The organism is Streptomyces sp. NPDC053079 (assembly GCF_044546695.1).
Classification (GTDB): Bacteria; Actinomycetota; Actinomycetes; order Streptomycetales; family Streptomycetaceae; genus Streptomyces.
The window spans coordinates 696660-722338 of record NZ_JBITZJ010000001.1 but is presented as its reverse complement, the minus strand read 5'-3'; the positions used below and the strand labels follow the sequence as shown (position 1 = coordinate 722338).

The following is a 25679-nucleotide window of genomic DNA, read 5'->3' as shown; positions in this document are numbered from 1 at the left end:
TGCAGTATGCCTGCGACCATAGGACGGTGTGCGTACTTGGTCAAGACCAATGGCGTCCCGCACCGGCCGCTGTCAGAGCCCTGAGGTACCGTCGGTAATCATCTGAGAGTGTGACGGGGGGAAGCGCGATGGAGCGGGCATCGGACCAGGTCACGGTGGTCACCGGAGGCGGCAGGGGCATCGGCGCGGCGGTGGCGCTGCGGCTGGGGCGCGCCGGGCACCGCGTGGCCATCGGCTACGAACGGGCGCACGAGGCGGCGCGGAAGACGGCGGACGCCGTGCGCGCCGAGGGCGTCGCCTGTGTGGCGGTCCAGGTCGACACCAGCGACGAGCGGCAGGTCGACGACTTCTTCACGACGGTGAAGGAGGAGCTGGGGCCGGTCACCGGCCTGGTCAACAACGCCGGGATCACGGGCTTGCTGGGCCGGTTCACCGACACTCCGGTGGAGCGGATGCGCCGGGTCGTCGACGTCAATGTGATGGGTGCGCTGATCTGTGCCCGCCGGGCGGCGCTGGAGATGTCCACGCGTCACGGCGGCCGGGGCGGCGCGATCGTGAACATCTCCTCGGGCGCCGCGACGCTGGGCAGCCCGGGCGAGTACGTGCACTACGCGGCGAGCAAGGCCGCCGTGGACGCGATGGCCGTGGGGCTGGCCAAGGAGCTCGCCGCGGAGGGCATCCGGGTCAATTCGGTGCAGCCCGGGGCGGTCGTGACCGACATCCACGCCTCGATGGGCGACCCTGACCGGGCGTGGCGCATAGCCGACCGGATCCCCATGGGCCGCCCCGGCGAGCCGGAGGAGGTCGCGGGGGCGGTGGCCTGGCTGCTGTCGTCGGAGGCGTCGTACACCACCGGCGCGATACTGCGGGTGGCCGGAGGGCTGTGACCGGCCCGCGGCGGGCCCGGTCAGGGCCGCAGCGCCGTGAGCTTGTCGGGGTTGCGGATGAGGTGGATCTCGGCGATCCGGCCGTCGGTGGCCTCGAGGCTGAGGAGGGAGTCGAGCCGGCCCCCGAGGAACAGCAGCACGGCCGGGGCACCGTTGACCTCCGCGAAGCGGACCTCCGGTGCGGCGGTGCCGCCGAGCGTCTCGCCGGCGACGGCCAGCAGGAAGCGCCCGACCTTGTCGGCGCTCTCGATGACGCGCAGCGCGGCCTTCGCCTTGCCGCCGCCGTCGCTGACGAGCCGGACGTCGGGCGCGAGCAGGGCGAGCATGTCGTCGATGCTGCCGCCGGTGGCCGCGGCGAGGAAGCGCTCGGTGAGGTCGCGCCGACGGACCGGGTCGACGTCGAAGCGCGGCCTGCGTTCCTCCACATGGCGGCGGGCCCGCCCGGCGAGCTGGCGCACGGCCGCCTCCGAGCGGTCGAGCACCTGGGCGATGTCCTGGTAGGGGAAGCCGAACGCCTCACGGAGGACGAAGACCGCACGCTCCAGCGGCGAGAGCGTTTCGAGCACGACGAGCACCGCGAGGGAGACGGAGTCGGCGAGCATCGCGCGCTCGGCCGTGTCGGGCACGCTCGCGCCGAAGTCGGTGACGACGGGCTCCGGCAGCCACGGCCCCACGTAGGCCTCGCGGCGCGCCTGCGCCTGGCGCAGGCGGTCGATGGCGAGCCGGGTGGTGACGCGCACGAGATAGCCGCGTGCGTCCCGCACGGCCGCGCGGTCCGCGCCGGACCAGCGCAGCCAGGCCTCCTGGACGACGTCCTCCGCGTCGGCGAACCGGCCGAGCATGCGGTAGGCCACCGCCGTCAGCGTGGTGCGGTGTTCCTCGAAGGCGTCGAGCCCGGCGTCAGGTGCGGTCACGGAGCCCATCCCACCCGAGGCGCCCGGGGATTGTCCACGTGAACCGGGTCTCACCGGGGCGTACCGGCCGCCGTGGCGTACCGAGGTCTACCCAGCGGTAACCGCTGCTGACATCCTGTCTCGGTACGTCGCCCCACGGATGACGAGGAGCCGAGCCATGACCGAGACGATCTCCTTCCCCATCGACACCCCGGCCGGCCGGCGCACGGTCGCGGTGACGTACGAGCGCCTCGGCGGCGGCGAGCCGCTGGTGCTGCTGCACGGCATCGGCCACCATCTGCAGGCCTGGGACCCGGTCGTGGGCATCCTCGCCGCCGAGCGCGACGTCATCGCCGTGGACCTGCCGGGCTTCGGCCGCTCCCCCGCGCTGCCGGACGGGATCTCCTACGACCTGCGCGGCGTGGTCCCCGTGCTGGGCGCCTTCTTCGACGCGCTGGGCCTGGAGCGGCCGCACGTCGCGGGCAACTCCCTGGGCGGTCTGCTCGCCCTGCAGCTCGGTCACGACAAGCTCGTACGGTCCGTCACCGCGCTGTCCCCCGGCGGCTTCTGGAGCGAGGCCGAGCGCCGCTACGCCTTCGGGGTGCTGCTCGCCATGCGCCAGGGCGCGCTTCGGCTGCCGGAGCACACGGTGACCCGGCTGGCCCGTACGGCCGTGGGCCGGGCGGCGCTGGTCAGCCCCATCTACGCCCGGCCCGGCCGCCGTTCGCCCGACGCCGTGGTGGCCGAGACGCGGGCGCTGCGGGAGGCGTCCGGCTTCGAGGCCGTGCTCACCGCCGGCCGCTCGGTCCGCTTCACCCACGACGTGCCGGAGGTGCCGGTCACCATCGCGTGGGGCACCAACGACCGGGTGCTGCTGCGCGGCCAGGGCGTGCGGGCCAAGAAGGCGATCCCGGGCGCCCGGCTCGTACGGCTGCCGGGCTGCGGTCACGTCCCGATGAACGACGACCCGGCGCTGGTCGCCCGCGTCATCCTCGACGGCTCGCGCGTCGGACAGTGACGCCCTCGCGGGGCGGTGGGAAGGTGGTGGGCACCCGAAGCCGGCGCGAGGAAGGTGCGGTGCTGTGGCCGAACAGGTGGATGTCGTCGTCATCGGCATGGGTCCGGGCGGCGAGCACGTGGCCGGGCGGCTCGCCGAGGCCGGGCTGAGCGTGGTGGGCGTCGAGGCGGAGCTGGTGGGCGGCGAGTGCCCGTACTGGGGATGCGTGCCCAGCAAGATGATGATCCGCGCCGGGAACCTGCTGGCGGAGGCGCGACGGGTGCCCGGCATGGCGGGCACCGCCCACGTCTGCGCCGACTGGGCGCCGGTGGCCGACCGCGTCCGGGACGAGGCCACCGACGACTGGAACGACCAGGCCGCCGCCGACCGCTTCACCGGCAAGGGCGGCCGCCTGGTGCGCGGCCGCGGCAGGCTGGCCGGCCACGGCCGGGTGGAGGCCGGCGGCGAGGTGTTCGAGGCGCGGCGCGGCATCGTCCTCGCCACCGGCAGCCGGCCGCAGATCCCGCCGGTGCCCGGCCTCGACGCGGTGCCGTACTGGACCAACCGCGACGCGATCGCCGCGAAGGAGCCGCCGGGCACGCTGCTGGTGCTCGGCGGAGGCGCGATCGGGCTGGAGCTCGCCCAGGTCTACGCCCGCTTCGGCACCCACGTCACGGTGGTGGAGGCGCTCGACGGGCTGATCCCGGCCGAGGAGCCGGAGGCCGGCGAGCTGCTGACCGGGGTGCTGCGCGGCGAGGGGCTGACCGTGCGGACGGGCGCGCGGGTCACCCGGGTCCGGCACAGCGGCGACGCGTTCACGCTGGTCCTCGAGGACGGCGCGGAGCTGACGGGAGACCAGCTGCTGGTGGCCACCGGCCGCCGGGCGGACCTGAGCGACCTGGGCCTGGACACCGTGGGGCTGGACCCGGCGGCGCGGGCGCTGCGCACGGACGGGCAGATGCTGGTCGCACCGGCGCTGTGGGGCGTGGGCGATGTGACCGGGCACGGGATGTTCACCCATGTGGCGATGTACGAGGCACAGATCGTGGTCCGGTCCGTGCTCGGCGAGCCCGGCCCGGACGCCGACTACCGCGCCCTGCCCCGGGTCACCTTCACCGACCCCGAGGTGGGGGCGGTGGGCCTGACCGAGAGGCAGGCCCGCGAGAAGGGGCTGCGGGTGCGCACGGGCACGGCCCGGGTGCCGGACTCGGCCCGCGGCTGGATCCACAAGGCGGGCAACGAGGGGCTGGTCAAGCTCGTCGAGGACGCGGACCGGGGTGTGCTGGTCGGCGCGACCACGGCGGGGCCGATGGGCGGCGAGACGATGTACGGCCTGGCGGTGGCGGTCCAGGCCGCGGTGCCCGTCGAGGCACTGCGGCACATGATCTACGCGTACCCGACCTTCCACCGGGGCATCGAGGACGCGCTGCGGGACCTGCGCGGCTGAGCGCCGCCCGGGCGGCCGGCGCGCCCGGATCGTCCGGACCCGGACAGATGTGTCCTTTACCCATCGGACACAGGGCGTTCGTGATCACGCAACACCGCTCGGTCAGGGTGGGTCCATGACCGACGAGACCTTCGCGAAGAGCTCCCCCCGGCACCACGGTCACCACCACTGGCGCCGGGACCTGGTGGAACTGGCCGCCCTGTTCACGGCGGTCGCCGCTGCCGACTCCGTCGCCAACACGGTCGCGCACGGCCCCGACGGCCCCGCCCTGCTGGTCGGCTCGGCCGCCGCCCTGATGGCCACGACCGGCTTCCACACCTGGTGGTCCCGGCGGCGGGGACACGCCTCCCCGCCGCCCGCCGAGGCAGCCGCGCCGGCCCGCGCCACCGCCGGTGACGCCACGGACGGCGGCACGACGCTGTGGCGGATGCGCACGACCGTGCGCGACGAGCCGGGCAGCCTGGCCTCGCTGTGCCTGGCCCTCGCCGACCACCACGTCGACATACTCGCCCTGCAGACCCACCCCCTGGCCGACGGCACCGTCGACGAGCTGCTGCTGCGCGCCCCCGCCGAGCTCGCGCCCGCCGAGCTGACCCGGGCCGCCGCGGGCGGCGGCGGCCGCGAGACCTGGCTGGAGCGGGCCGACGCCCACGACCTCGTGGACGCCCCGACCCGGATCCTGGGCCTCGCCACCCGCACCGCCCTGGACGCCGCCGAACTGCCCCTCGCCCTGCGGCAGCTGCTCGGCCGCTGCACCATCCGCTCCATACCGGCCCGCTCCCCCCACACCGGCGCCCGGGCCGAACCCGTGCCGGAGGACGGGGTGTGGGAGGAGACGGTGCTGCGGCTGCGCGACCCCTCCGGCGGGTCGATCACCATCGAACGCCCCTACCTGCCCTTCACCCCCACCGAGTTCGCCCGCGCCCGTGCGCTGGTCGAGCTCGACGCCCGGCTGGGCCCGCGCGTCCCGCCGCGCGCCGACGTCCTCACCCTCCCCGAGGGCAACGAGATCACCGTCCGCCGGGCCGACGCCGCCGACCTCGCCGCCGCCCGCGCCATGCACGAGCGCTGCTCCCCGACGACGCTCACCCGCCGCTACCACGGCCCCGTCGCCGACGCCGACCGCTACCTGCGCCACCTGCTCAGCCCGCGCTTCGGCCGCACCCTGGCCGCTTACACCGCCTCCGGCCGGCTCGTCGCCCTCGGCCACCTGCTGTGGGACGGCAACGAGACCGAGGTCGCGCTGCTCGTCGAGGACGCCTGGCAGCGGCGCGGCGTCGGCGGCGAGCTGCTGCGCCGGCTGATCACCATGGCCGGCGAGGCGGGCTGCGACAGCGTGTACGCGGTCACCACGGCCTCCAACACCGGCATGGTCGGCGCCATGCGCGCCCTGGACCTGCCGCTGGACTACCAGATAGAGGAGGGCACCCTGGTGATCACCGCCCGGCTCGCCCCCGCCCCCGCGGCTCCCCGCACCACGGCCGGGACGGCGCACCGGGTTTCGGACAGCTAACGCAAAAATCCCGCTGACGCGGCCGCCCCGGGCATACGAGGATGAGCGCATGCCGAACTCCACGAACACTCCACTGCCCCGTCAGGTCGCCGACTCCTACGTAGAGGCGTTCATCGAACTCGACCCCATCACCGGCACCTACCTGGGCATCGCGGAGTCCGCGCGGCGACTGCCGGACTTCTCCCCGGCGGGCCAGGAGGCACTGGCCGAGCTGGCCCGGACGACTCTGCGGGCGCTCGACGAGGCCGAGGCGCGGCCGGGTGCGGACAGCGACAGCGAACGGCGCTGCGCCCGGCTGCTGCGCGAGCGGCTGACCGCCGAACTCGCCGTGCACGAGGCGCGGGAGGCGCTGCGCACGGTCAGCAACATCCACTCGCCGCTGCACTCGGTGCGCGAGGTCTTCACCTTGATGCCGACGGAGACCGAGGAGGACTGGTCGGCGGTCGCCGCGCGGCTGCGCGCGGTCCCCGCGGCGCTCGAGGGTTACCGCGCCTCGCTCGCCGAGGGCGTCGAGCGCGGGCTGCCGGGCGGCCCGCGCCAGGTGAGCACCGTCATCGGCCAGCTGGACCAGTGGATCGGCACGGACGGAGGCTGGTTCGGCGAGTTCACGGCCGCGGGGCCGAAGGAGCTGCGCGAGGAGCTTCAGGAGGCGGCCGGCGCCGCGACGGGCGGCCTGGCCGTGCTGCGCGACTGGCTGCGCGACGTCTACGCCCCGGCCGTCGAGGGCGCCCCGGACGTCGTGGGGCGCGAGCGGTACGCCCGCTGGTCGCGCTACTGGAACGGCACCGACCTCGACCTGGACGAGGCGTACGCGTACGGCTGGTCCGAGTTCCACCGCATCCTCGGCGAGATGCGGACGGAGGCCGAGAAGATCCTGCCGGGCGCGAAGACGCCCTGGGAGGCGCTGGCCCACCTGGATGTGCACGGGACCCACATCGAGGGCGTCGAGGAGACCCGCGTCTGGCTGCAGGAGCTGATGGACGAGGCCATCGAGGCGCTGGACGGCACCCACTTCGAGCTGGCCGAGCGCGTCAAGCGCGTCGAGTCCCGCATCGCCCCTCCCGGCGGCGCCGCGGCCCCGTACTACAGCCAGCCGTCCGAGGACTTCTCCCGCCCCGGCCGCACCTGGCTGCCCACGATGGGCGAGACCCGCTTCCCGGTGTACGACCTGGTGTCGACCTGGTACCACGAGGGCGTTCCCGGCCACCACCTCCAGCTCGCGCAGTGGGTGCACGTGGCCGACCGGCTCTCCCGCTACCAGGCCACCGTCGGCCTGGTCAGCGCCAACTGCGAGGGCTGGGCGCTGTACGCGGAGCGGCTCATGGACGAGCTGGGCTTCCTCTCCGACCCCGAGCGCCGCCTGGGCTATCTGGACGCCCAGATGATGCGCGCCGCCCGTGTGATCGTCGACATCGGCATGCACCTGGAGCTGGAGATCCCCGGCCACTCGCCCTTCCACCCGGGCGAGCGCTGGACGCCGGAGCTGGCACGGGAGTTCTTCGGCATGCACAGCGGCCGCCCGGCGGACTTCGTCGACAGCGAGCTGGTGCGCTACCTGGGCATGCCGGCCCAGGCGATCGGCTACAAGCTCGGCGAGCGCGCCTGGCTGACCGGGCGCGAGGCCGCCCGCAAGGCCCACGGCGACGCCTTCGACGCCAAGGCCTGGCACATGGCGGCGCTGTCCCAGGGCTCCCTGGGCCTGGACGACCTGGTCGCGGAGCTGTCGGCACTGTGACGGCCGCCCGTTAGGGTGCCGGACATGGCGCCCTTGATCATTTTCTGCAGCGATCCGCTCAATCCGCGACGGGTGGACCCGCACTTCACCGAGGAGGTGCGGGCCGCCCGTGAGCTGGGGCTGCGGACCTCGCTGCTGGACCACGACGCGCTGCTCGCCGGGGACGTGGCGGGAGCGGTGGCCGGTGTGCCGCGCGGGGCGGGGGCCGCGTGGTACCGGGGCTGGATGGTGCCGTCCGGGCGGTACGCGCAGCTGGCGGGCGCGCTGACCGCTCGCGGGGTCACGCTGCTGACCTCGCCGGACGGCTACCGCCGCGCGCATGAACTGCCGGGCTGGTACGGCACGTTCGCCCCGGTGACGCCGCCCAGCGCGTGGCTGGCCGCCGAGCCGGGCCGCGCTCCGGGCGCCCGCGAGCTCGCGGCCCGCACGGCGGAGCTCGGAGGCGGGCCGGCCGTCGTCAAGGACTTCGTCAAGTCCCTCAAGCACGAGTGGCACGAGGCGTGTTACGTACCGGACCTCGCCGACACGGACCGGCTGGCGGCGGTGGTCGCCCGCTTCGTCGAGCTCCAGGACACGTTCCTCGCGGGCGGCGTCGTGGTACGGGCCTTCGAGCGCTTCACGGACGTGGGCGAGGCCCGCGTGTGGTGGGTGGACGGCCGCCCCGTACTCGTCACGGCGCATCCGGACCGCCCCGGCCTCCGGCCCACCCCGGCGCTCGCCGCCGTGTCGCCCCTGGTCGCGGCCCTGGGCTGCCGCTTCGTCAGCACCGATCTCGCCTTGCGCGAGGACGGGGAGTGGCGGGTGGTGGAGGTCGGGGACGGACAGGTCAGCGATCTACCGCGGGGCATGGACCCGCAGCCGCTGCTGCGGGCCCTGGCCGGGGCCCGCTAGCGGTTCAGCAGCCGCAGTCGCCGCCGTCGACCGGTGCCGTCAGCGGGTCCGGCGGGAGCTGCCGGGTGCCTTCCCACGTCTCGACCTCGTAGCCCTCGCGGATCCAGTACTCGATGCCGCCGAGCATCTCCTTGACGCGGTAGCCCAGGCGGGCCAGGGCCAGGGCCGCGCGGGTGGCGCCGTCGCAGCCGGGGCCCCAGCAGTAGACGACGACCGGGACGGCCGGGTCCAGGAATTCGGCCGCGAGCTGCGGGATCTGCGCGGTCGGCAGGTGCACGGCGCCCGGCACGTGCCCCTGGTCCCAGGACCCGGTGGACCGGGAGTCGACCACCACGAAGTCCGCGTGCCCGGCGGCCAGGGCGGCGTGCACGTCGGCCACGTCGGTGTGGAAGGCGAGACGGGCGGCGAAGTAGGCCGCGGCGGCGTCGGGAGCGGCCGGCGGAACGGCGAGAACGGAGCTGGGGGCCTGCGGGGCGGCGGTTGCTGTCATGCCCAAAAATCTACGGTCCTTGATCACGTACCGGAACCGGCGATCCTCGGGAAAACTCTTGATGAACAGGGGATTCCACTGCTAGACATCGCACATGACCGGCTATTCCCCTGACGCCACCGACTGGCGCATTCTCGACGCCCTGCAGAGCAACGGGCGCGCGGGCTACGCGGAGTTGGCGCGCACCGTGAACATGTCCTCCAGCGCCGTCACCGAGCGCGTGCGCCGCCTGGAGGAGGCGGGCATCATCGGCGGCTACACCGCCGTCGTGGATCCCGAGCGGCTGGGCATGCCGGTGCTGGCGTTCGTACGGCTCAGGTACCCCAACGGCAACTACAAGCCCTTCCATGACCTGCTGGCCGCGACGCCGGAGATCCTGGAGGCCCACCACGTCACCGGCGACGACTGCTTCGTGATCAAGGTCGCGGCCCGGTCCATGCGCCATCTGGAGGAGGTCGCGGGCCGGATCGGCGCGCTCGGCTCGGTGACCACGAGCGTGGTCTACTCCTCGCCGCTCCCCCGCCGCGCCCTCAGCCGGCGCACCCCGCCGTCCGGTGCCGGACAGCCGAGCCCGAGCGCTCCTTGACGACCTGCAGCTGAGCCGGGATGCGCTGGCGCAGGTCGGCGACGTGGCTGACGATGCCGACGGTGCGGTCGCGTTCGCGCAGCGAGTCCAGCACGTCCAGGACCTCGTCCAGGGTCTGCTCGTCGAGGCTGCCGAAGCCCTCGTCGATGAAGAGGGTGTCCAGCCGCATGCCGCCCGCCTCCTCCGTGACCACGTCGGCCAGGCCCAGGGCCAGGGACAGCGACGCGAAGAAGGTCTCCCCGCCGGAGAGCGTCGCGGTGTCGCGCTCGCTGCCCGTCCACGCGTCGACGACGTGCAGGCCCAGGCCCGAGCGGCCGCGCCCGGCGGTCCTGGCGTCGGAGTGGACGAGGGTGTAGCGCCCGGCCGACATGCGCTGCAGGCGGGCGGTCGCGGCGGCGGCGACCTGTTCGAGCCGTGCGGCCAGGACGTACGACTCCAGGCGCATCTTCCGCTCGTTGCGGGCGGAGGTGCCGGCCGCCAGCGAGGCGAGCTCGGCCACCCGGTGGTACTCCTCGCGCAGGGGGGCGAGGCGGCGGGCGTCGGCGACGGCCTCGGCGGAGAGCCGGTCCAGGTCCTCGCAGCGGGCGCGCGCGGCGGCCTCCTCGGCGGACGCCTGCCGCAGGAGCCGCGTCGCGGCCCCGGCCGCCGCCACGGCGGCCTCCGGATCGGCGGCCGGCCGTCCCGCGGCCCGGGCCACGGCCGTGTCGGCCAGCTCCGCGGCGACGGCGGCCTCCTCCTGCTGCCACCGCTCCAGCCGCTGCCGCAGCTCGCGCTGCTCGGCGGCGCCCAGCAGGGCGCCGGCCGCCAGCTGCGGGGTGTCGAAGCCGGCGCGGTAGGCGGCGTCGGCGAGCCGGGCGTCGGCCTCCTTGAGGCGGGCGGCCGTGCGCCCGGCCTCCCGGACGGCCTCGGCCGCGGTGGCGAGCCGGGTCAGCCGCTCCTCCAGGAGCTCCGCGCGCCGGGCGACGCTCCCGGCTCCCCCGCGTGCCTGCTCCAGCTCCTCCTCCAGCGCACGCAGTTCGCGGTCCAGGCTCTCGGCGCGCGTGGCGTGCGCGGCGAGCCGCAGCCGCGCCCGTTCCCGTTCGGCGCGGCGCCGCTCGCACTCGCGCTCGGCGGCGTCCAGCGCCTCCTGGGCCTTGTGCAGGTCGGCGCCCGCGGCGTGGGCCTCGGCGAAGGAGCGCTCCAGGGTGTCCAGGTGCGCGGCCAGTTCGCCGACGGTGGCCGGGCCCGCGTCGGCCGTGGCGCCGGCGAGGGCCTCGCGCAGCGGCCTGAGCTCCCGGTCGACGTCGTCGCGGGCGGCGTCGGTGCGCTGGTACGCCTCCAGCGCGGCCTCCTCGGCCGCCCGGTCCACCTGGTCGGCGTCCGCGCGGGCCGGGTCGGGGTGTTCGGTGGCGCCGCAGACCGCGCAGGGGGTGTCGGCGGTCAGGGCGGCGGCCAGCTCGGCGGCGATGCCGCGCAGCCGGCGGTCCTTCAGGTCCAGCCAGTGCTCGCGGGCGGCCGCGGTCCGTTCCCTGGCGTGCAGCAGCCGGGCCTCCGCGTCGTCCACCCGGTGGGCGAGCACGTCGCGCAGCCGGGCGGCCTCCAGGCGCCGGCGGGCCGGGGCGGTCTCCTCGCCGAGGCGTGCGGCGCGGTCGGCCGCCCGCCGGGCCTCCTCGACGCGCCGCTGGTGGGTGTCGCGCGTGGTCTCCCAGGTGGACAGCCAGGCGTCCGTCTCGGTGAGGATCTCCTCGTCCGCGCGGGCCGCGCCGTCCAGCGTGGCGCTCTCGGCGGCGATCGCGGCGGCCCGGGCCTCGGCCCGGCGTGCCGCGGAGAGCGATCCCAGGTCCTCCCGGTGGCGCCGTTCCAGGGACTCGAGCTCTTCGGCCCCGGCGTCGTGGTGCTCCCCGGGGAGCGCCGCGCGGGCCCGTTCCTCGGCGGCGGCCGCCGAGCGGTGGGCCCGCCCGGCCTCCTCGCGCAGCTCCAGCGCGGGGGCCACCGACTCCGCGGCCCGCGCCCGCTCCAGCCGCTCGCGCACCTCGTCGTGGGCGCCGCGCCGCTCCTCCAGGGCCTCGGCGCGGCGGGTGGCGTCGGCGTGCCGGCGCTGCAGCCGGTCGGTCTCCCGTGCCTCGTCGGCGCGGGCGTGGGCCGCGCTGTGCGCCTGCTCGGCGGCCAGGACGGCGGCCCGGGCGATGTCCCGCCGCTCGCGTGCGCCCGTACGGGCCAGGGCCGCCCACTCCAGTACGGCCTCGGCCAGTCCGGGGTCGCCGGGCGCGAGCGCCTGCGTGGCGGTGCGCTGCGCGGGGACGGCGGCCCGGCCGGGCGCGGACGGCGTCGCGGTGGCCGGTGCCGGGGTGCCCACTTCGGGCAGGGACGGGTCGGCGGCGGCCTGCCGCATGCGGTGGCCGAGGGCGAGCAGCCGTTCGTCGCCGGTGCGCACCTGTGCTTCCGCCGCGCGGCGCAGCTCGGCGAGGCGGTCCTCGACGGCGGCGAAGCGGCCGGTGTCGAAGAGCCGGCCCAGCAGCTTGGCGCGGGCGGCGTCCTCGGCGCGCAGGAAGCGGGCGAAGTCGCCCTGGGGCAGGAGGACGACCTGGCAGAACTGCTCGCGGCTCATGCCGAGCAGCTGCTCGATCTCGGTGCCGATCTCCTGGTGCGAGCGGCTCAGCGCCTTCCACTCGCCGCCGCCCGCGGGCTTCTCGCGCAGGGCGCTGTAGGCCTTCTCCTTGGTGACGCCGGTGCCCCGCTTCTTGGGCCGGGGCTGCTCGGGGCGCCGGGTGATCTCCAGCCGACGGCCGCCGACAGTGAGTTCGAGCACCACCTCGGTGGGGACGGCGGGGTCGGCGTGGTCGCTGCGCAAGGTGAGGCCGCTGCCCTGGCGGGAGCCGGGGACGCCGTTGTAGAGGGCGTAGCAGACGGCGTCGAGGACGGAGGTCTTGCCCGCGCCGGTGGGGCCGTGCAGCAGGAAGAGCCCGGCGGCCGACAGCTCGTCGAAGTCGATGTGCTGGGTGGCGCCGAAGGGCCCGAAGGCGGTGATCGTGAGCCGGTGGAGCCTCATCGGGCGACCTCGTCGAGGGTGTCGTCCAGTCGTACGGAGTCCAGGGCGGCGGTGAGCACCGCGCGCTCGGCCTCGTCGGGGCCCTGTCCGCCGCGTACGTGGGCCACGAAGTCCTCGGCGATCTGCGCTTCGGTGCGGCCCCGCAGCCGCTGGGCGTAGGAGGCGAGGGGGTCCTCGGGGGCGCGGTCGGGTTCGAAGACCAGGCTGACCGTGTGCGGGAAGCGGCGGGCGAGCCGGGCCATGGGCTCCTGGGGGCGTACCGCGTCGGTGAGGGTGGCCTCGATCCAGGCCTGCTCGTGGCGCTCGAGGTCCGGGTCGGCCAGGAGGTCCTCGAGGCGGCCGCGGATGCGGGCGAGCGGGCGCGGCACGGGGCAGTCGACCCGCTCGGCGCCGACGGTGCCGTCGGCGGCGAGGTCGACGAGCCACATGGTCTTGCGGTGGTCGGCCTCGGAAAAGGAGTAGGCGAGGGGGGAGCCGGAGTAGCGGATCCGCTCGGTGATGGCCTGGCTGCCGTGGAGGTGGCCGAGGGCGGTGTAGTCGATGCCGCGGAAGACCTCGGCGGGGACGGCGGCCACGCCGCCGACGGTGATGTCGCGCTCGCTGTCGCTGGTCGTGCCTCCGGCGACGAAGGCATGGGCGAGGACGACGGACCGGGTTCCGGCGGGCCGGGCGCCGAGGTCGGCGCGGACCCGCTCCATGGCGGCGTCCAGCACGGCCGTGTGTCCCGCGCTGGCGGCGCCGAGCTGCTCGCGCACCAGCGCGGGTTCCAGGTAGGGCAGGCCGTAGAAGGCGACGTCGCCGTGGTCGTCGGAGAGGAGGACGGGGGTGGCGCACCCGGCGGGGTCGGTGCGCAGGTGTATCCCGGCCCGGTCGATGAGGCCGGCGCCGACGCCGAGCCGGCGGGGCGAGTCGTGGTTGCCGGAGATCATGATGGTGGGTACGCCGAGGGCGGCGAGGCGGTGCAGTGCCTCGTCGAAGAGCTCGACGGCGGCGAGCGGGGGTACGGCCCGGTCGTAGACGTCGCCGGCGACGAGGACGGCGTCGACGTCGCGTTCGCGCACGGTCCGCACGAGGTGGCCGAGGAAGTCGCGCTGGGCCGCCAGGAGGTTCACTCGGTGGAAGGACCGTCCCAGGTGCCAGTCCGAGGTGTGCAGCAGTCTCACAGGACGGCTCCGACCCGCATGTTCTCGGTCCCCTCCACTGTCGTCTCCCGCTTCGGGCGGTGCCGGGTCTCGGTGGTCCCACCGGCCTCGTCCGCTCCGGGCGGCATGCTGTCCATCACTGCTCACAGTCTCGCATCCGGGCCGGGGGCGAAGGACACGGTTCGCCGGATGTCCCGTCGCCGGCCCGGCCGGTCGCTGTGGTCAGGCGCATTTCCTGTGGTCGTCCCGGGGCAGGGCGCGCGGTGGGGCGAAGGTGAGGGCGGGGGGTGAGGCGTAGGCCTCGGCGAGGCGCAGGAGGAAGATCCGCTCGTCGTCCAGGCTGCCGTGGCCGAGGCCGAGGCCGAGGGGTTCGGGCGGGCGGGCGCCGGTCCGCGGAAGGCCGGCGAGTTTGGCGCGGCGGGCCTCGCGCAGGACGCAGGCGAGCACGGTGGCCTCGGCCGGGGCGGCGCCCCGCGGGGGTGCGGCGGCGACGGCGGCGCGGGTGACGGAGGGGTCGGTGTAGTCGCGCAGGACGAGGATGGCGTCGCGGGTCTCGACGACCTTGCGGTAGGCCAGCAGCTTCCAGGAGTCCCGGGGCCAGAGGATCTCGGTGAGCCGGGGCCGGGTGCGGGCCAGGGCGACGTGCGGGACGGCGTCCACCAGCTCGCGCCACAGCGGCCACAGCCGCCAGACGGTCCTGATGTCGGAGGCGGTCTGCCGCAGGGCGAGGGCCGTCGGGACGAGCACGGCCGCGGCCCGGAGGATGCCGTGCAGGGCCATCAGGAGGGGCTGGTAGCGCAGGAGCGCGTCGGAGGCGGTGAACAGGCCGGCGAAGAGGCGGAGCCAGTACAGGCCGGCGAGGGCCGTGCCGATGCCGAAGAGCCGCAGGCCGAGGGCGAGCGCGGAGCCGCTGCGCCGGCCCCTCGCGTACCGCCAGCACACGGCGACGCAGGCCGCGTTGACGGCCAGGTGGGTGCAGGTCAGGAGCAGCCAGTAGGCGGTGGCGGCGGGCGGCATCGCGGCGAGGGTGCCGTAGGAGCGGTGGGCGCCGGTCGTGGCGCCGAGGACGGCCAGGGTCACGGCCACCGCGGCGACGGCGCCGCAGGCCCAGGCGCGGATGCGTCGCCCGCCCATGATCGTGACGACGAAGCAGAGGACGGCGCCGGCGGACACGACGCCGGTCAGGCTGCGGGCGAGCAGCAGGGCGGGGGCCGGCGGGTCGGTGCCGGGGAGACCGGAGAGCAGGGGCAGACTCATCGCCAGGGCCGCCGTGGCCACCGCCAGCCACAGCCCTCGCTGCGGAGGGTGGCGCGCGGCGGAGGGACATCGCACGATCACCGCGATCCACAGGCAGATCGCGCCGGCGCCCTCCAGGGCGTGGAAGGGGGCGTCAGCGGTCATGGGAGCCGACCACGCCCAGCGCCGCCTGCAGCCTGCCCAGCGCGCCCGGTGGCCGTTCCTCGGCGCAGGCGCGTTCGCTGGTGCGCATGAGGCTGGCGAGCATCTCCGCCTCCTGCTCCTGGCGCGTGGAGTAGTTGGTGCGCGCGAGGAGGCGGCGGATGAGCCGGGGGTCGAGGTCGGCCAGGAGGGCTCCGGTGTGGCCGCCGGCCGGGGCGAGGGAGTGGTGGTCGAAGAGCATGTGCCCGATCTCGTGCAGGACGATGTGCTCCTGGTGCGGGCGGACGGTGTGGCACTCGTGGAAGATGTGGTCGTCGGTGGCGGTGGCCAGCCACAGGCCGCAGGCTCCCGCCATGGCGGCCTGCTCCGGCAGCGGGTGCAGATGGATCGGCCTGCCGCGCTGCTCGCCGAGGTGCGTGCACAGGGCCTCGACGGAGAAGGGCTGGGGCAGGCTGATGCGGGCCAGTAGAGCCCGACAGCGTCGGCGGAGGGCGGCGTCGCTCGTGTACGGCATCTCGGGTTCCCGTTGACCCTTTCTCAGGCAGCGGCGGTAGGCGACGTACGTACGGCGTGGCATCGGTCCTCCAGGCCCACGGGACCGGCGTCGGGTCGTTGACTACCCTGAAGAAGTACGGGTGGCGTCGTCGTCATCGTCGATGGACGACAGGTTCTGGGTCTTGCGCGCCTCGTCCACCATGGCGATCAGAGCGTCCAGGCAGGCGGGCGAGAGTCCGTCCGCGCGCAGGGCGAGGTTGCGGACCTTGGCGTCGCGCAGGGCGACGGCGAGTCTGCGCCGGTTGTCGATGCCCCGGACCGCCTCGTCGTCGAGGAAGTACTCCGGCGGCACGCCGAAGAACTCGGCGAGGACGTCGAGCTGTTCGAGGGTGACGTTGCGCTTCTTGCCGGTGGCCAGTTCCCACAGGTAGGTGCCGGAGATGGTCCTGCCGGTGGTGTCGCGGATCTCCTTGGCCAGGCGCGCGTATCCGGGGCGTCTGCACCCGTCGGGGGTGGCGGTGGCGGCGATCAGTTCGCTGAGCCGCTGGTCGAACGTGCGCAGGAGTGGCCGGTCGTTGTGGTCGGGTGCCTGCTGACTGCCGCTCATGCCCCGTCCCTCTCGTAGGAGTTGCCCGGTCGACGTTTTCTGTCCGCTTGAGCGTATGGATAACGCCAGACAAGCCTGGCATTCATACGCCATAGTTGACAAGCAACTCTGTACGCAACGTACGCTGGCCGACCGAGACATCCGCTTGAGTTGACAGCGGGCACGGCAGTCCCCAGCCGCCTTCACGGTGCGGCTCGATGAGCGAAGGGGAGAGTTCATGAGCCGGGAAACATCCTTCCGAGTTCTCGGACCGCTGAGCGTCACGGTGGGCCGAAAAAACGTTTCGCTACCCAGTGGCAGGCAACGATCCCTCCTCGCGGCCCTGCTCGTGCACCCGGGCGGGATCGTCCCGGTCGAGAAGCTCGTCGACCTGGTGTGGGGCGACGAGCTGCCGCACAGCCCGCGCCCCGCCCTCCACACCCTCCTCACCCGGTTACGACAGAGCCTGGACGCAGGCGGCGCGGGCCTGTCCGGACTGCTGCGCACCTCGCCCAGCGGGTACCTGATCGAGGTCCCCGCCGGCTGTCTCGATCTCACTCTTTTCCGCGAATCCGCCACCCGCGCCCGGCTCGCCGCCGAACTCGGCGACCGCGCCGAGGAGTACACCGCCCTCACCGAGGCGCTGGCCCTGTGGCGCGGCCAGCCGCTGGGCGGGGTGCGCTCGGACGCGCTCCACCGGGACGTGGTGCCGGGACTGATGGAGGAGTGGATCCGGGCCATGGAGCGGTACCACGACGTGTGCCTCGCCCTGGGGCGCCACGACGAGATCGTCGGCGACCTGCGGACGCTCACCGCCAAGTACCCGCTGCGCGAGAGCCTGTGGCAGCGGCTGATGCTCGCCCTCTACCGCTGCGGCCGCAGGGGCGAGGCCCTGGCCGCGTACGCCGAGGTGAGCGGCTTCTTCCGGGACGAGCTCGGCGTGGACCCCGGGCGCGAACTGCGCCACCTGCACGTCGCGATCCTGCGCACCGACGTCAGCCTGTCGCTGGCGCGCTCGGCCTGAGGCCCGTACCGCCCCGCGCGAGCGGCGGCGGTGCACGAGCAGCCCCACGAGCACGGCCAGCAGGCCCGCGCCGGCCGCGCACAGCACCGGCAGGCCACCGCTCACCGCGGTCAGCCGCTCGTAGGACGCGCCCAGCGCGTACCCCGCCCCGGCCTCCGCGCCCGCCCAGACCAGGCCCGCCAGCAGGCTGTACGGGGCCAGGCGCCGGTACGGCATGCCGGCCGCACCCGCCAGGTGCGGCGCGAAGGTCCGTACGACCGGCACGAAGCGGCACACCAGCAGCGCGGGGCCACCGCGGCGCTGGAGCACCGACCAGGCCCGCTCCCAGGCCGCGTCGGGCAGCCGCCGCCCCAGCCGGCTGCGCCGCAGCCCGGGGCCGAGGCGGCGCCCGGTGCGCTGCGCGAGCAGATCACCGGTCACCACCCCGGCCGTGGCACACAGCACCACCAGCGGCAGCCGCAGCGTCCCGTCCTGGGCGAGGACCCCGGCGCACAGCATCAGGCTGAGCGTCGGCACGAACGAACCGAGCAGCAGCACCGATTCCAGGAGCACCAAGCCGAACACGACCGCGTACGCGGCCGTCGGCGGCACCCCTTGCAGCAGCTCGTCCGCGGTCGGCATCAGGCCGCGTCCGCCCGGGTGGCGTGCTCGGGGGCGCGCACGTGCCACACCCGGGCGGGCGGGATATTGCGCCACACGACGCTGTGCCGGCTGGCGTACCGGCGCGTGAACTCGTGCAGCAGGTCGTTGACTTCGCGGTGGCGGGCGGACTCCTTGCGGCTGCTCAGCAGGGAGCGGGTGGCGTGGGTGCCGAGGTAGCCGAAGAACGTCAAGTGACCGCCGGGTACGAGCACGGACAGGTAACGGTCCAGGATCGCCTTGACGGTGTCCGGTTCGAAGTTGGTGAAGGGCAGGCAGGAGACGATGACGTCGTAGCTGTGGTCGATGCGCATCTCGGTGATGGACTCGGGGATGATCCGGATGCGGTCGGAAGCGGCCGACATGGCGGGATCGGTGCGCAGCGCGCCGTTGAGAATCTCGACGAAGCGGGGGTTGATCTCGACGACGTCGAGCCGGTCGGCGGGCCCGACGGCCCCGGCCAGCACGCGCGTCACCGGTCCCGTGCCGGCCCCGACCTCCAGCACCGCGGTGGGGCGGCGCAGTCTGCTCGCGGGGGCCAGCGGGGCGGCCAGCCGCTCCGCGAGCTGCCTGCTGCTGGGCGCGATGGCGCCGGTGGTACGGAAGGTGCGGGTCGCCTCACGGAGAAAGGCCAGCCCGGCAGCCGAACGCGGCTGTGCGGGCGTGGAGTTGGCTTGCGTCAGATCCATGACCATGAAACTAGGGGCCCGCGCGGGCCGCACCATCGGCCGTTGTGCGACGCTCGATCAGTACGAAAGTAGGGGGTAGCGTAGGCCGACTGGCGGAGGGACCGGAAACGTTGGCTGACTACGATTTACCCGTGCTGAGTGCGGACGACCGAAGGTGGCCGGGATGGGCGGAGGCGCTGCTGATCGCGGCCGTGGGCGTGCTCGCGGTGCAGAACGCCTATGTGGGCGCGGGCGCCACGCTGTTCGGCCCGGACACGGCCGTCGCCGCGGTGGGCAGCCTGTCGCTGGCCGTGCGCTATCGCGTCCCGGTGGTCACGGTGGTGGTGACGGTCGCCGCCGCGATCGCGGTCGGGGCGCTGCTGCCGCTGCTGGTGATGCTCTTCTACCTCGCCTCGCGCGGCTGGCGCGCGCTGGGCTGCGCGTGCGCGGCGGTGGCGCTGGCGGGCAACTGGTTCGCCCAGCCGGAGCAGTTGCTGTGGACCACCCGGGCCTACGGCCCGGTCCTGCCGTTCGCCCTCGTGATGGTGCTCGGGCTGTGGGTCGACAGCCGTAGGCGGCTGGTCGCGAGCCTGACCGCGCAGGTCGACCATCTGCGCATCGAGCGCGAACTGCGCGCCAAGCAGGCCCGGTTGAGCGAGCGCGCCCGCATCGCCGCCGAGATGCACGACGTGCTCGCCCACCGGCTGAGCCTGCTCGCCCTGCACGCGGGCGCCCTGCAGCGACGCGCCGCCTCCCTTCCCGAGCCCGTTGCCGACCGGCTGGCGCTGCTGCGCACGACGTCCACGGAGGCGCTGGGCGATCTGCGCGACGTGCTGGGCGTCCTGCGCGACCCCGACCATCCCGAGCTGCAGGGCCAGCGCGTCCCGGGGCTGCGGGAGCTGCCCGCGCTGTTCGACGAGGCGCGGGCGGCGGGCCAGGAGATCGAGGCGGTCGTGGAGGGCACGGCCGCGCCGCTGCCGGCCAGCCACCGGCTCGCCGTCCACCGCCTGGTGCAGGAGGCGCTGACCAACGCCCGCAAGCACGCCCCGGGCGCCCCGGTCCACGTCACGGTGCGCTACGGCCCGCCGGCCTCCACCGTCGAAGTGCGCAACCGGGCGGGCGACCCCTCCCCCGAGGGGGCGCCGGTCAGCAGCGGCTACGGCCTGGTCGGGCTGGCCGAACGGGTCACCGCCCTGGGCGGCCGGCTGGACTACGGTCCGGCCGGGGGCGGCGGCTGGAGCATCGCCGCGGACATTCCCCTCGAAGACCACCTCGCGCCGGGAGCGGCATGATCCGTACATTGATCGTCGACGACGACAGCCTGGTCCGGCTGGCCCTCGCCGACATCCTCGACGACGTCCCCGGCATAGAGGTGGTGGCCCAGGCGGGCGACGGCCTGGAGGCCGTCGAACGGGCCGGTTCCCTGCGCGTGGACGTGGCCCTGATGGACGTCCGCATGCCGCGCATGGACGGCATAGCGGCCACTGAGCGGCTGCGCGCCCTGCCCTGCCCGCCGGAGGTCGTCATGCTGACGACCTTCGACCTGGACCAGTACGTGTACGACGCGCTGGCCGCCGGCGCCTCGGGGTTCCTGCTCAAGGACACCGACCCGGCCGAGATCATCCGCGCGATACAGGTCGTCGCCGCGGGCCAGGCCATGCTCCACCCGGCCGCCGCCCGCCGCCTGGTGGACCGCTACCACCGCACGGCCTCCCGCGACTCCCAGGCCGCCCAGCTGCGCGTGGGCCGGCTGACCCCGCGTGAGGCCGATGTCCTCGGGCTCCTGGCGGGTGGCGCCTCCAACGCCGAGATAGCCGAGGGCCTGGGCATGCGGGAGAGCACGGTCAAGGCCCACGTCAGCCGCATCCTGGCCGCCCTGGAGGTCGGCAACAGGGTGCAGGCGGCCCTGTGCGCCCGGGACGCGGGGCTGGTGGTGTGAGCCGAGGCGGGCGGGGCGTGCGGTGCGCGCTCCCGCCCGCGGCGGTCAGCGCAGCCGGGGAATCTCGATCGCCGGGCAGCGATCCATGATCATCAGCAGGCCCGCGGCCCGTGCGCGGTCGTAGGCCTCCTCGTCGATGACGCCGAGCTGGAACCAGAGCGCCTTCGCGCCGACGGCGACGGCCTCGTCGGCGACGGCGCCCGCGAGCTCGGACCTGACGAAGACGTCGACCACGTCGACGGGGAAGGGGATGTCGGCGAGGGAGGCGTATCCCCGCTCGCCGTGGACCGTCTCCGCCCTGGGATGGACGGGCACGACGCGCTTGCCGTGGCGCTGGAGCACCTCCGCGACGCGGTAGGCCGCGCGCTGCTCGTTGGCCGACAGACCGACAACCGCCCAGGTGTCGCCGGTCCCCTCGATGATCTTCCGGATGATCCCCGGTTCTGCGTACATGCCGGCTCAACGAGCGAGATCACCGGAGCATTCCCGGGCGCGGGGGGAAGTCCGCGGCGGGATTAGGCTTACGGGATGCAGGACGAGTACCGGACGGTCGCGCTCGAGGGCGAGCACGAGATCGAGATCAGCAGGTCGCGCTTCATCTGCGCGCTCGCGCCCGCCGCCACCGAGGAGGAGGCGCAGGCGTTCGTCGCGCGTATCCGCAAGGAGCACCCCACCGCCCGGCACCACTGCTGGGCGTACGTCATCGGCGCCGACGGCTCGGTGCAGAAGGCGAGCGACGACGGCGAGCCCGGGGGCACGGCGGGCGTGCCCATGCTGCAGATGCTCGTGCGGCGCGACATGCGCTACGTCGTCGCCGTGGTCACCCGCTACTTCGGCGGCGTCAAGCTCGGCGCCGGCGGCCTGATCCGGGCCTACGGCGGGGTGGTCGGCGAGGCGCTCGACAGCCTGGGCACCGTGACCCGGCGGCGCTTCCGGCTGGCGACGGTCACGGTCGACCACCAGCGGGCCGGCAAGCTGGAGAACGAACTGCGGGCCACCGGGCGGGACGTGCGCGAGGTGTCCTACGGGGCGGGCGTGCGGATCGGGATCGGGCTGCCCGAGGCGGACGTGGAGGGGTTCAGGGCCTGGCTGGCGGACACCACGGCCGGCTCGGCGGTGCTGGAGCTCGGCGGCGAGGCGTACGGCGACGCCTGAGCGCGGCGGTACGGCTACGGCGCCCCACACGCACCTGCCGGCCCGGGGCGGCCGGGCCGGCAGGCGGATCGGGGTGGAGCCAGGGGTCAGCGGCAGTCGCGCACGGGGTTGTCGTGCGTCAGGACGCAGCCGATGCGCGCACCCTTCTCCTGGCCGTAGCGCTCGGTCAGCGCGGCGCGGAAGTCGGCCCACTGACGACGGGTGTCGGCGATCGCGCCCTTGACGGCGCGGTCGAAGTTGCCGGTGATCCGGCCGCGGTTGGTGGTCGGGTCACTGGTGGCGCCGGTGGCCGGATCGATCAGGCCGGTGTCCTTGTTGAGGGTGGTGTGGGTGACCCGGTTCGAGCAGCCCCAGGGGTTGAGCGAGAAGCAGCCGGTGGAGAGCTGCGCCGGCACCGAGGAGGCGGCCGGCGGCCGGCCGCTCTTGAGGGCGAGCAGCGGGGACGGGCCGCTCATGTTCAGGCCGGGCGGGTTGGCGACGCCGACGGCCTGGTTGGGGTCCGCCTTGTCGGCCCAGTTGCTGTGCGAGTAGAAGTCCTGCACGCCGTGCAGCGCGCGGCCGAAGCCCTCGATGGCGTTGCACTTGCCGCGCCCGGGGACGCCGCCCGTGAAGGTGCAGTCCGTGGACAGGTCGCTGTTGCCCGGTGAGACGGTGCCGTCGCCGTTCAGGGTGGCGGAACCCGCGGAGACCCCCTGGCCGAAACGTCCCTGCAGCTTGGATATGCAGGCGATGAGCTGGTCGCTGGCCTGCTGCCGGGTGCGGGGGTAGCCGGAGGCCGTGAGGAAGTCGGCGTCGTCGCAGTGCGCCTCGGGGGTGAAGATCTCGTCCGAGTCGGGCGAGCCCACGGCACCGAACGTGCCGGTGTGGCCCGCCACTTGGTCGATCGAGCGCGGCTCGAAACACGTCCCGTCGGATGCCTGGCCGGGCGCGCAGGCGAGCGCCGCCCGGGTGATGCGCTCGTGCTCGGCACGCTGCCCGAGCGAGTTGATCGTGCCGAACGCCTGCGCCTCGCCGGCCTGGACCGTGAGCAGCATCGGGGCCGCGAGCGAAGCGGTGCCCATGAGCAGAGCGGTACGGCGGCGCAGCGAAAGGCGTCTGGTGGTGCGCATGGTGCGGTCTCCTCTGATCGGTTCGGCGCTACGGTCGTGAGCGATGATCCACGGTTGGGTCGCCCGGGACGACGGCGTTTTCAGTCGCTTCGTGGGACTTCAGTCGGTCCGTGCGAAGCGGCGGGCGGCCACCGCCAGGGCCGCCGCGGAGAACGCGGCCACCAGGGCCACCGACAGCCCCGGCGGGACGTCCCAGCCTCCCCAGGAGACCGGGTCGAAGAACGGTGCCCCCGACGCCCCGGCCGCCGGGGCGGGGTGGAACGCGGTGATCGTCTGCCGCATGGCGTCGACGGCGTACGTCAGGGGATTGACGAGGGTGAGCGAGGCCATCCAGGCCGGCATGGCGCTGACGGGGAACATCAGCCCCGACAGGAAGACCATGGGGGCCGTCAGGACCGTCAGCGCGGTATGGAACGTCTGGATCCGCTGGATCCTGACCGCGATCACCGCGCCCATGACCGTCATCGCGAGGGAGGCGAGGAGCAGTTCGGCCAGCAGGGCGGCGAAGAGGTCGATCCGGTACGGCACACCCACGAGCCCGGCGCTGGCCAGGACGACCGCGCCCTGGCACGCCGCGACGGTGGCGCCGCCGAGGCACTTGCCGATCAGCAGGGTGCTGCGGTGGACGGGCGCCACCAGCATCTCGCGCAGGAACCCGCTCTGCCGGTCCCAGACGATGGACGCGCCCACCGAGATGGCCGGGGCCTGAGCCGCCATCACCAGCACGCCGGGGAAGAGGAAGATCATGTAGTCGTCGGAGGAGCCGGCGCCGCTGAACATCCGGGACAGGCCGATGCCCAGCACGTACAGGAACAGCAGCGGCTGCAGCAGGGACACGGCGATCCCGGCGCGCGAGCGCAGGAAGTGGATCATTTCGCGTCGCCACACCATGGTGCCGGCGCGCCATTCGGCGGCGATGCGGCCGGTTTCGCGGGGGGCGGCGGCCGGCGGTGCGGCCGTGGCGTGCGTCATGCGCCGGCTCCTGAGTCGTCGCGGATTCCGCGCCCCGTGTGGTGGAGGAAGACGTCGTCGAGGCTGGGGCGGGTGACGGTCACCTCGTAGACGGCCACGTCGAGGGCGGCGCACAGCGCCGGGACGAGCCTGGCGCCCTCCGCGACCTTGACGCTGAGGCCGGCCGGGCCCTGGACCGGGTCGAGGCCGAAGCGTGTCCGCAGCAGCGCGGCCGCCGCGACGTCGTCACCCGTGCGCAGGTCCACGCGGTCGGCCCCGATGACCGACTTCAGCTCGGCCGGGCTGCCCTGGGCGACGATCCGGCCGTCGTCGATGATGGCGATGCGGTCGCACTGCTCGGCCTCGTCGAGGTAGTGCGTGGTCAGGAAGATGGTCGTGGCCTCGCGTTCGCGGATCTCGGCCAGGTGCGTCCACACCTGGGCCCGGGTCTGCGGGTCGAGGCCGATGGTCGGCTCGTCGAGGAAGAGCAGCCGCGGCCGGTGCAGCAGCCCGCGTGCGATCTCCAGCCGGCGCTGCATGCCGCCGGAGAAGGTGCGCACGAGGCTGCCGCCGCGGGCCGCGAGCCCGACGAGTTCGAGCATGGCGGTGATGCGCTCGCTCAGCCCGGCGCGCGGCAGGGCGTAGAGGTCGGCGTGGAAGCGCAGGTTCTCCACGGCCGTCAGCTCCGGGTCGAGCGTGGTCTCCTGGAAGACCAGCCCGAGGTTGCGGCGCACCTGCTGGGAGGCGGTGCGGGTGTCGTGGCCGGCGATCTCGATCCGGCCCGAGGTGGGCGTGGCCAGGGTGGTCAGCATGGAGATCGTCGTGGTCTTGCCCGCCCCGTTGGGGCCGAGGAAGCCGAAGGTCTCACCCTGGGCGACGGTCAGGTCGATGCCGCGCACCGCTTCCACGCCCGCGTACGTCTTGCCCAGCCCTCTGGCCAGGATGGCCGGCGGGCCGGGCCGCGCGGACCGGGGCCCGGCCGCGGTCCCGTCGGCCGGCGCCGGCCCGTCGGGCTCGCGCGCGGGCCCGTCGTCCGCCGCCGGCTTGCGCGCGGTCCGCGGTCCTGCTCCGAACATCGCTCCTCCTTGGTGCCCCGCGGTGCGCGCGGCGACGGGTGCGGGGTCAGCCGTGGTGGCGGAGGGCGTCCATCCAGTTCTCCGGCACGACATAGCCGAAGCTCCAGCGGTGCCGGTCCGTGGGGTTGGCGATGCAGTGCCAGAACAGCTTCTCCGGGTCCTGCTCGACCTTGAAGAACCGCACGATGCGCGGGCTCTCGCGCAGCGTGACGATCTCCCGGGTGCGCGGGTGGAGGTAGCGGAAGAACGAGGTCCGGTCGGGGTCGGCGAAGGGCCGGTCGACGTCCACGAGGTACATGCGCCATCCCGGCTGGTCGGCGTTGGTGTGCCACAGCCGGTAGCTGGACGGCGGGTACCACATGGAGCCCGAGCAGCGCACGTCGCCGCCGAAGAGGTTTTCCAGGGCCGCCACGACCCTGGTCTTCGCCGCGAAGTACTCCTCGTAGCCGGGGTAGTCGACGTGTTCGTCGAGGTTGAGGAGGTGGAAGTCCCGCCGGGGTGCGTCCGGTGCGGCGGCTGTGTCCTCGGCGTCCCGCCAGCCCCGCCCGGCGAGCTCCTGGTGCCAGGCCTGGTAGGCGGGGTCGGCGGGGGACATCGAGATCGTCCGCATGTCCTCGTCGCGGTAGCGGGCGGCGAAGCGGTCCGGTCCGACGGAGGGCGGCATGACCTTCAGCCTGGGGAGCTCCGCGACGACGGGTGCGAACTCGGGGAGCTCGTCCAGGCGGTACTCGTAGTGGGCGAAGCTGGTGGCGCCGGCCTCCGGGCCGGCCATGGCGGCCCGGGCGGCGTGGCCGGGCGAGGAGCCGTTCTGCCCCGGCGCGCTCGCGCTCTCCCCTGGCGCCGCGGCACCGGCCGGCGGGGCGCCGAAGGACATGGCCTTCGTCAGGAACTCCTCGGCGGTGAAGCCGTATCCGTGGCGGTGGCCGAGCTTGACGATCTCCGGTATCTCCGTGACCGCCTTCATCTCCCGGCCGAAGCGGTCGGGGTCGAGGGCGTCGCGCAGGAATTCCTCGCAGGTCTTCAGGGCCAT

The 25679-nt window shown here is 74.3% G+C and carries 25 protein-coding genes and 1 pseudogene; 11 read left to right on the top strand and 15 right to left on the bottom strand.

Annotated elements, in window-relative coordinates:
- Positions 1–128 precede the first annotated feature (128 nt).
- Positions 129–887, top strand: a complete 759-nt coding sequence (locus ACIGXW_RS02695; protein WP_071964576.1) for an SDR family oxidoreductase — start codon at positions 129–131, stop codon at positions 885–887.
- Between the two features lie 20 nt (positions 888–907).
- Here ACIGXW_RS02695 and ACIGXW_RS02690 read toward each other — a convergent pair whose 3' ends face one another.
- Positions 908–1810, bottom strand: coding sequence for an RNA polymerase sigma-70 factor (locus tag ACIGXW_RS02690; RefSeq protein ID WP_071964577.1), 903 nt, complete (start codon positions 1808–1810; stop codon positions 908–910).
- Positions 1811–1958: 148 nt separating this feature from the next.
- On the opposite strand from ACIGXW_RS02690, the gene ACIGXW_RS02685 reads away from it, so the two are divergent.
- The 5 genes from ACIGXW_RS02685 (at position 1959) to ACIGXW_RS02665 (ending at position 8363) form a co-directional block, all read left to right on the top strand.
- Entirely contained in the window at positions 1959–2798 is an 840-nt protein-coding gene (locus tag ACIGXW_RS02685; RefSeq protein WP_399569065.1) for an alpha/beta fold hydrolase, read from the top strand.
- A gap of 64 nt (positions 2799–2862) precedes the next feature.
- Positions 2863–4224, top strand: a complete 1362-nt coding sequence (locus ACIGXW_RS02680; protein WP_399569063.1) for a dihydrolipoyl dehydrogenase family protein — start codon at positions 2863–2865, stop codon at positions 4222–4224.
- Between the two features lie 115 nt (positions 4225–4339).
- Positions 4340–5737 carry a GNAT family N-acetyltransferase gene (locus ACIGXW_RS02675; protein WP_399569061.1) on the top strand — a complete coding sequence of 466 codons (1398 nt, stop codon included), beginning with the start codon at positions 4340–4342 and terminating at the stop codon, positions 5735–5737.
- Positions 5738–5786: 49 nt separating this feature from the next.
- Positions 5787–7472: a DUF885 domain-containing protein gene (locus tag ACIGXW_RS02670; protein ID WP_071964578.1), complete on the top strand. Its 1686-nt coding sequence runs from the start codon at positions 5787–5789 to the stop codon at positions 7470–7472.
- Between the two features lie 24 nt (positions 7473–7496).
- Positions 7497–8363, top strand: a complete 867-nt coding sequence (locus tag ACIGXW_RS02665; RefSeq protein WP_399569059.1) for an ATP-grasp domain-containing protein — start codon at positions 7497–7499, stop codon at positions 8361–8363.
- 4 nt (positions 8364–8367) lie between these two features.
- Here ACIGXW_RS02665 and ACIGXW_RS02660 read toward each other — a convergent pair whose 3' ends face one another.
- Positions 8368–8853, bottom strand: a complete 486-nt coding sequence (locus ACIGXW_RS02660; RefSeq protein ID WP_399569057.1) for a rhodanese-like domain-containing protein — start codon at positions 8851–8853, stop codon at positions 8368–8370.
- A gap of 94 nt (positions 8854–8947) precedes the next feature.
- Between ACIGXW_RS02660 and ACIGXW_RS02655 the strand changes: the two genes are divergently transcribed.
- The gene (locus tag ACIGXW_RS02655) at positions 8948–9439 is read left to right on the top strand and encodes an Lrp/AsnC family transcriptional regulator (RefSeq protein ID WP_399569055.1); all 492 of its coding nucleotides are present in this window, start codon (positions 8948–8950) and stop codon (positions 9437–9439) included.
- Here ACIGXW_RS02655 and ACIGXW_RS02650 read toward each other — a convergent pair.
- From ACIGXW_RS02650 to ACIGXW_RS02625, 6 genes are all read right to left on the bottom strand, one after another.
- Positions 9384–12467 (bottom strand): AAA family ATPase, encoded by a 3084-nt coding sequence (locus tag ACIGXW_RS02650; protein WP_399569053.1) that lies wholly within the window; start codon positions 12465–12467, stop codon positions 9384–9386. The genes ACIGXW_RS02655 and ACIGXW_RS02650 overlap by 56 nt on opposite strands.
- Positions 12464–13630, bottom strand: coding sequence for an exonuclease SbcCD subunit D (locus ACIGXW_RS02645; protein WP_399569050.1), 1167 nt, complete (start codon positions 13628–13630; stop codon positions 12464–12466). The genes ACIGXW_RS02650 and ACIGXW_RS02645 overlap by 4 nt, the downstream gene beginning before the upstream one ends.
- Entirely contained in the window at positions 13627–13749 is a 123-nt protein-coding gene (locus tag ACIGXW_RS02640; RefSeq protein WP_399569048.1) for a hypothetical protein, read from the bottom strand. Before ACIGXW_RS02640 ends, ACIGXW_RS02645 begins: the two co-directional genes overlap by 4 nt.
- Before the next feature lie 82 nt (positions 13750–13831).
- Positions 13832–15010 carry an MAB_1171c family putative transporter gene (locus tag ACIGXW_RS02635; RefSeq protein WP_399569045.1) on the bottom strand — a complete coding sequence of 393 codons (1179 nt, stop codon included), beginning with the start codon at positions 15008–15010 and terminating at the stop codon, positions 13832–13834.
- On the bottom strand, positions 15000–15521 hold the full coding sequence (locus tag ACIGXW_RS02630) for a hypothetical protein (protein WP_071964585.1): 522 nt from the start codon (positions 15519–15521) through the stop codon (positions 15000–15002). Before ACIGXW_RS02630 ends, ACIGXW_RS02635 begins: the two co-directional genes overlap by 11 nt.
- Before the next feature lie 102 nt (positions 15522–15623).
- Complete coding sequence (locus ACIGXW_RS02625) at positions 15624–16109, bottom strand: hypothetical protein (protein WP_399569042.1); 486 nt, start codon at positions 16107–16109, stop codon at positions 15624–15626.
- A gap of 217 nt (positions 16110–16326) precedes the next feature.
- On the opposite strand from ACIGXW_RS02625, the gene ACIGXW_RS02620 reads away from it, so the two are divergent.
- Positions 16327–17112: an AfsR/SARP family transcriptional regulator gene (locus ACIGXW_RS02620; RefSeq protein ID WP_143170307.1), complete on the top strand. Its 786-nt coding sequence runs from the start codon at positions 16327–16329 to the stop codon at positions 17110–17112.
- A 198-nt stretch (positions 17113–17310) separates the two neighbouring features.
- On the opposite strand, the pseudogene ACIGXW_RS02615 reads toward ACIGXW_RS02620, so the two are convergent.
- Together ACIGXW_RS02615 and ACIGXW_RS02610 are read right to left on the bottom strand one after the other, a co-directional pair.
- Positions 17311–17610, bottom strand: a pseudogene (locus ACIGXW_RS02615) (DedA family protein); the annotation flags it as partial.
- Positions 17611–17732: 122 nt separating this feature from the next.
- On the bottom strand, positions 17733–18440 hold the full coding sequence (locus ACIGXW_RS02610; protein ID WP_071964624.1) for a methyltransferase domain-containing protein: 708 nt from the start codon (positions 18438–18440) through the stop codon (positions 17733–17735).
- Positions 18441–18571: 131 nt separating this feature from the next.
- Between ACIGXW_RS02610 and ACIGXW_RS02605 the strand changes: the two genes are divergently transcribed.
- Both ACIGXW_RS02605 and ACIGXW_RS02600 read left to right on the top strand, forming a co-directional pair.
- Positions 18572–19711: a histidine kinase gene (locus ACIGXW_RS02605; RefSeq protein ID WP_177338173.1), complete on the top strand. Its 1140-nt coding sequence runs from the start codon at positions 18572–18574 to the stop codon at positions 19709–19711.
- Positions 19708–20358: a response regulator transcription factor gene (locus ACIGXW_RS02600; protein ID WP_071964589.1), complete on the top strand. Its 651-nt coding sequence runs from the start codon at positions 19708–19710 to the stop codon at positions 20356–20358. Before ACIGXW_RS02605 ends, ACIGXW_RS02600 begins: the two co-directional genes overlap by 4 nt.
- A gap of 45 nt (positions 20359–20403) precedes the next feature.
- On the opposite strand, the gene ACIGXW_RS02595 is transcribed toward ACIGXW_RS02600, so the two are convergent.
- Positions 20404–20811, bottom strand: a complete 408-nt coding sequence (locus ACIGXW_RS02595; protein WP_071964590.1) for a CoA-binding protein — start codon at positions 20809–20811, stop codon at positions 20404–20406.
- 75 nt (positions 20812–20886) lie between these two features.
- On the opposite strand from ACIGXW_RS02595, the gene ACIGXW_RS02590 reads away from it, so the two are divergent.
- On the top strand, positions 20887–21513 hold the full coding sequence (locus ACIGXW_RS02590) for a YigZ family protein (protein ID WP_399569040.1): 627 nt from the start codon (positions 20887–20889) through the stop codon (positions 21511–21513).
- 86 nt (positions 21514–21599) lie between these two features.
- On the opposite strand, the gene ACIGXW_RS02585 is transcribed toward ACIGXW_RS02590, so the two are convergent.
- The 4 genes from ACIGXW_RS02585 to ACIGXW_RS02570 all read right to left on the bottom strand — a co-directional run bounded on the left by ACIGXW_RS02585 (position 21600) and on the right by ACIGXW_RS02570 (position 25679).
- Positions 21600–22622 carry a CinY protein gene (locus ACIGXW_RS02585; protein WP_399569038.1) on the bottom strand — a complete coding sequence of 341 codons (1023 nt, stop codon included), beginning with the start codon at positions 22620–22622 and terminating at the stop codon, positions 21600–21602.
- 99 nt (positions 22623–22721) lie between these two features.
- Entirely contained in the window at positions 22722–23594 is an 873-nt protein-coding gene (locus ACIGXW_RS02580) for an ABC transporter permease (RefSeq protein WP_399569036.1), read from the bottom strand.
- Positions 23591–24649 carry an ATP-binding cassette domain-containing protein gene (locus ACIGXW_RS02575; RefSeq protein ID WP_399569034.1) on the bottom strand — a complete coding sequence of 353 codons (1059 nt, stop codon included), beginning with the start codon at positions 24647–24649 and terminating at the stop codon, positions 23591–23593. Before ACIGXW_RS02575 ends, ACIGXW_RS02580 begins: the two co-directional genes overlap by 4 nt.
- 46 nt (positions 24650–24695) lie before the next feature.
- Positions 24696–25679: a Nif11-like leader peptide family natural product precursor gene (locus ACIGXW_RS02570; RefSeq protein ID WP_399569031.1), complete on the bottom strand. Its 984-nt coding sequence runs from the start codon at positions 25677–25679 to the stop codon at positions 24696–24698.

What these genes read in the sequence shown, in the direction of transcription:
- ACIGXW_RS02695 (WP_071964576.1), top strand. Translation starts at nt 129, where the DNA reads ATGGAGCGGGCATCGGACCAGGTCACGGTGGTCACCGGAGGCGGCAGG.
- ACIGXW_RS02690 (WP_071964577.1), bottom strand. Translation starts at nt 1,810, where the DNA reads ATGGGCTCCGTGACCGCACCTGACGCCGGGCTCGACGCCTTCGAGGAA.
- ACIGXW_RS02685 (WP_399569065.1), top strand. Translation starts at nt 1,959, where the DNA reads ATGACCGAGACGATCTCCTTCCCCATCGACACCCCGGCCGGCCGGCGC.
- ACIGXW_RS02675 (WP_399569061.1), top strand. Translation starts at nt 4,340, where the DNA reads ATGACCGACGAGACCTTCGCGAAGAGCTCCCCCCGGCACCACGGTCAC.
- ACIGXW_RS02670 (WP_071964578.1), top strand. Translation starts at nt 5,787, where the DNA reads ATGCCGAACTCCACGAACACTCCACTGCCCCGTCAGGTCGCCGACTCC.
- ACIGXW_RS02665 (WP_399569059.1), top strand. Translation starts at nt 7,497, where the DNA reads ATGGCGCCCTTGATCATTTTCTGCAGCGATCCGCTCAATCCGCGACGG.
- ACIGXW_RS02660 (WP_399569057.1), bottom strand. Translation starts at nt 8,853, where the DNA reads ATGACAGCAACCGCCGCCCCGCAGGCCCCCAGCTCCGTTCTCGCCGTT.
- ACIGXW_RS02655 (WP_399569055.1), top strand. Translation starts at nt 8,948, where the DNA reads ATGACCGGCTATTCCCCTGACGCCACCGACTGGCGCATTCTCGACGCC.
- ACIGXW_RS02650 (WP_399569053.1), bottom strand. Translation starts at nt 12,467, where the DNA reads ATGAGGCTCCACCGGCTCACGATCACCGCCTTCGGGCCCTTCGGCGCC.
- ACIGXW_RS02635 (WP_399569045.1), bottom strand. Translation starts at nt 15,010, where the DNA reads ATGACCGCTGACGCCCCCTTCCACGCCCTGGAGGGCGCCGGCGCGATC.
- ACIGXW_RS02630 (WP_071964585.1), bottom strand. Translation starts at nt 15,521, where the DNA reads ATGCCGTACACGAGCGACGCCGCCCTCCGCCGACGCTGTCGGGCTCTA.
- ACIGXW_RS02625 (WP_399569042.1), bottom strand. Translation starts at nt 16,109, where the DNA reads ATGAGCGGCAGTCAGCAGGCACCCGACCACAACGACCGGCCACTCCTG.
- ACIGXW_RS02620 (WP_143170307.1), top strand. Translation starts at nt 16,327, where the DNA reads ATGAGCCGGGAAACATCCTTCCGAGTTCTCGGACCGCTGAGCGTCACG.
- ACIGXW_RS02610 (WP_071964624.1), bottom strand. Translation starts at nt 18,440, where the DNA reads ATGGATCTGACGCAAGCCAACTCCACGCCCGCACAGCCGCGTTCGGCT.
- ACIGXW_RS02600 (WP_071964589.1), top strand. Translation starts at nt 19,708, where the DNA reads ATGATCCGTACATTGATCGTCGACGACGACAGCCTGGTCCGGCTGGCC.
- ACIGXW_RS02595 (WP_071964590.1), bottom strand. Translation starts at nt 20,811, where the DNA reads ATGTACGCAGAACCGGGGATCATCCGGAAGATCATCGAGGGGACCGGC.
- ACIGXW_RS02590 (WP_399569040.1), top strand. Translation starts at nt 20,887, where the DNA reads ATGCAGGACGAGTACCGGACGGTCGCGCTCGAGGGCGAGCACGAGATC.
- ACIGXW_RS02585 (WP_399569038.1), bottom strand. Translation starts at nt 22,622, where the DNA reads ATGCGCACCACCAGACGCCTTTCGCTGCGCCGCCGTACCGCTCTGCTC.
- ACIGXW_RS02580 (WP_399569036.1), bottom strand. Translation starts at nt 23,594, where the DNA reads ATGACGCACGCCACGGCCGCACCGCCGGCCGCCGCCCCCCGCGAAACC.
- ACIGXW_RS02575 (WP_399569034.1), bottom strand. Translation starts at nt 24,649, where the DNA reads ATGTTCGGAGCAGGACCGCGGACCGCGCGCAAGCCGGCGGCGGACGAC.
- ACIGXW_RS02570 (WP_399569031.1), bottom strand. Translation starts at nt 25,679, where the DNA reads ATGGCCCTGAAGACCTGCGAGGAATTCCTGCGCGACGCCCTCGACCCC.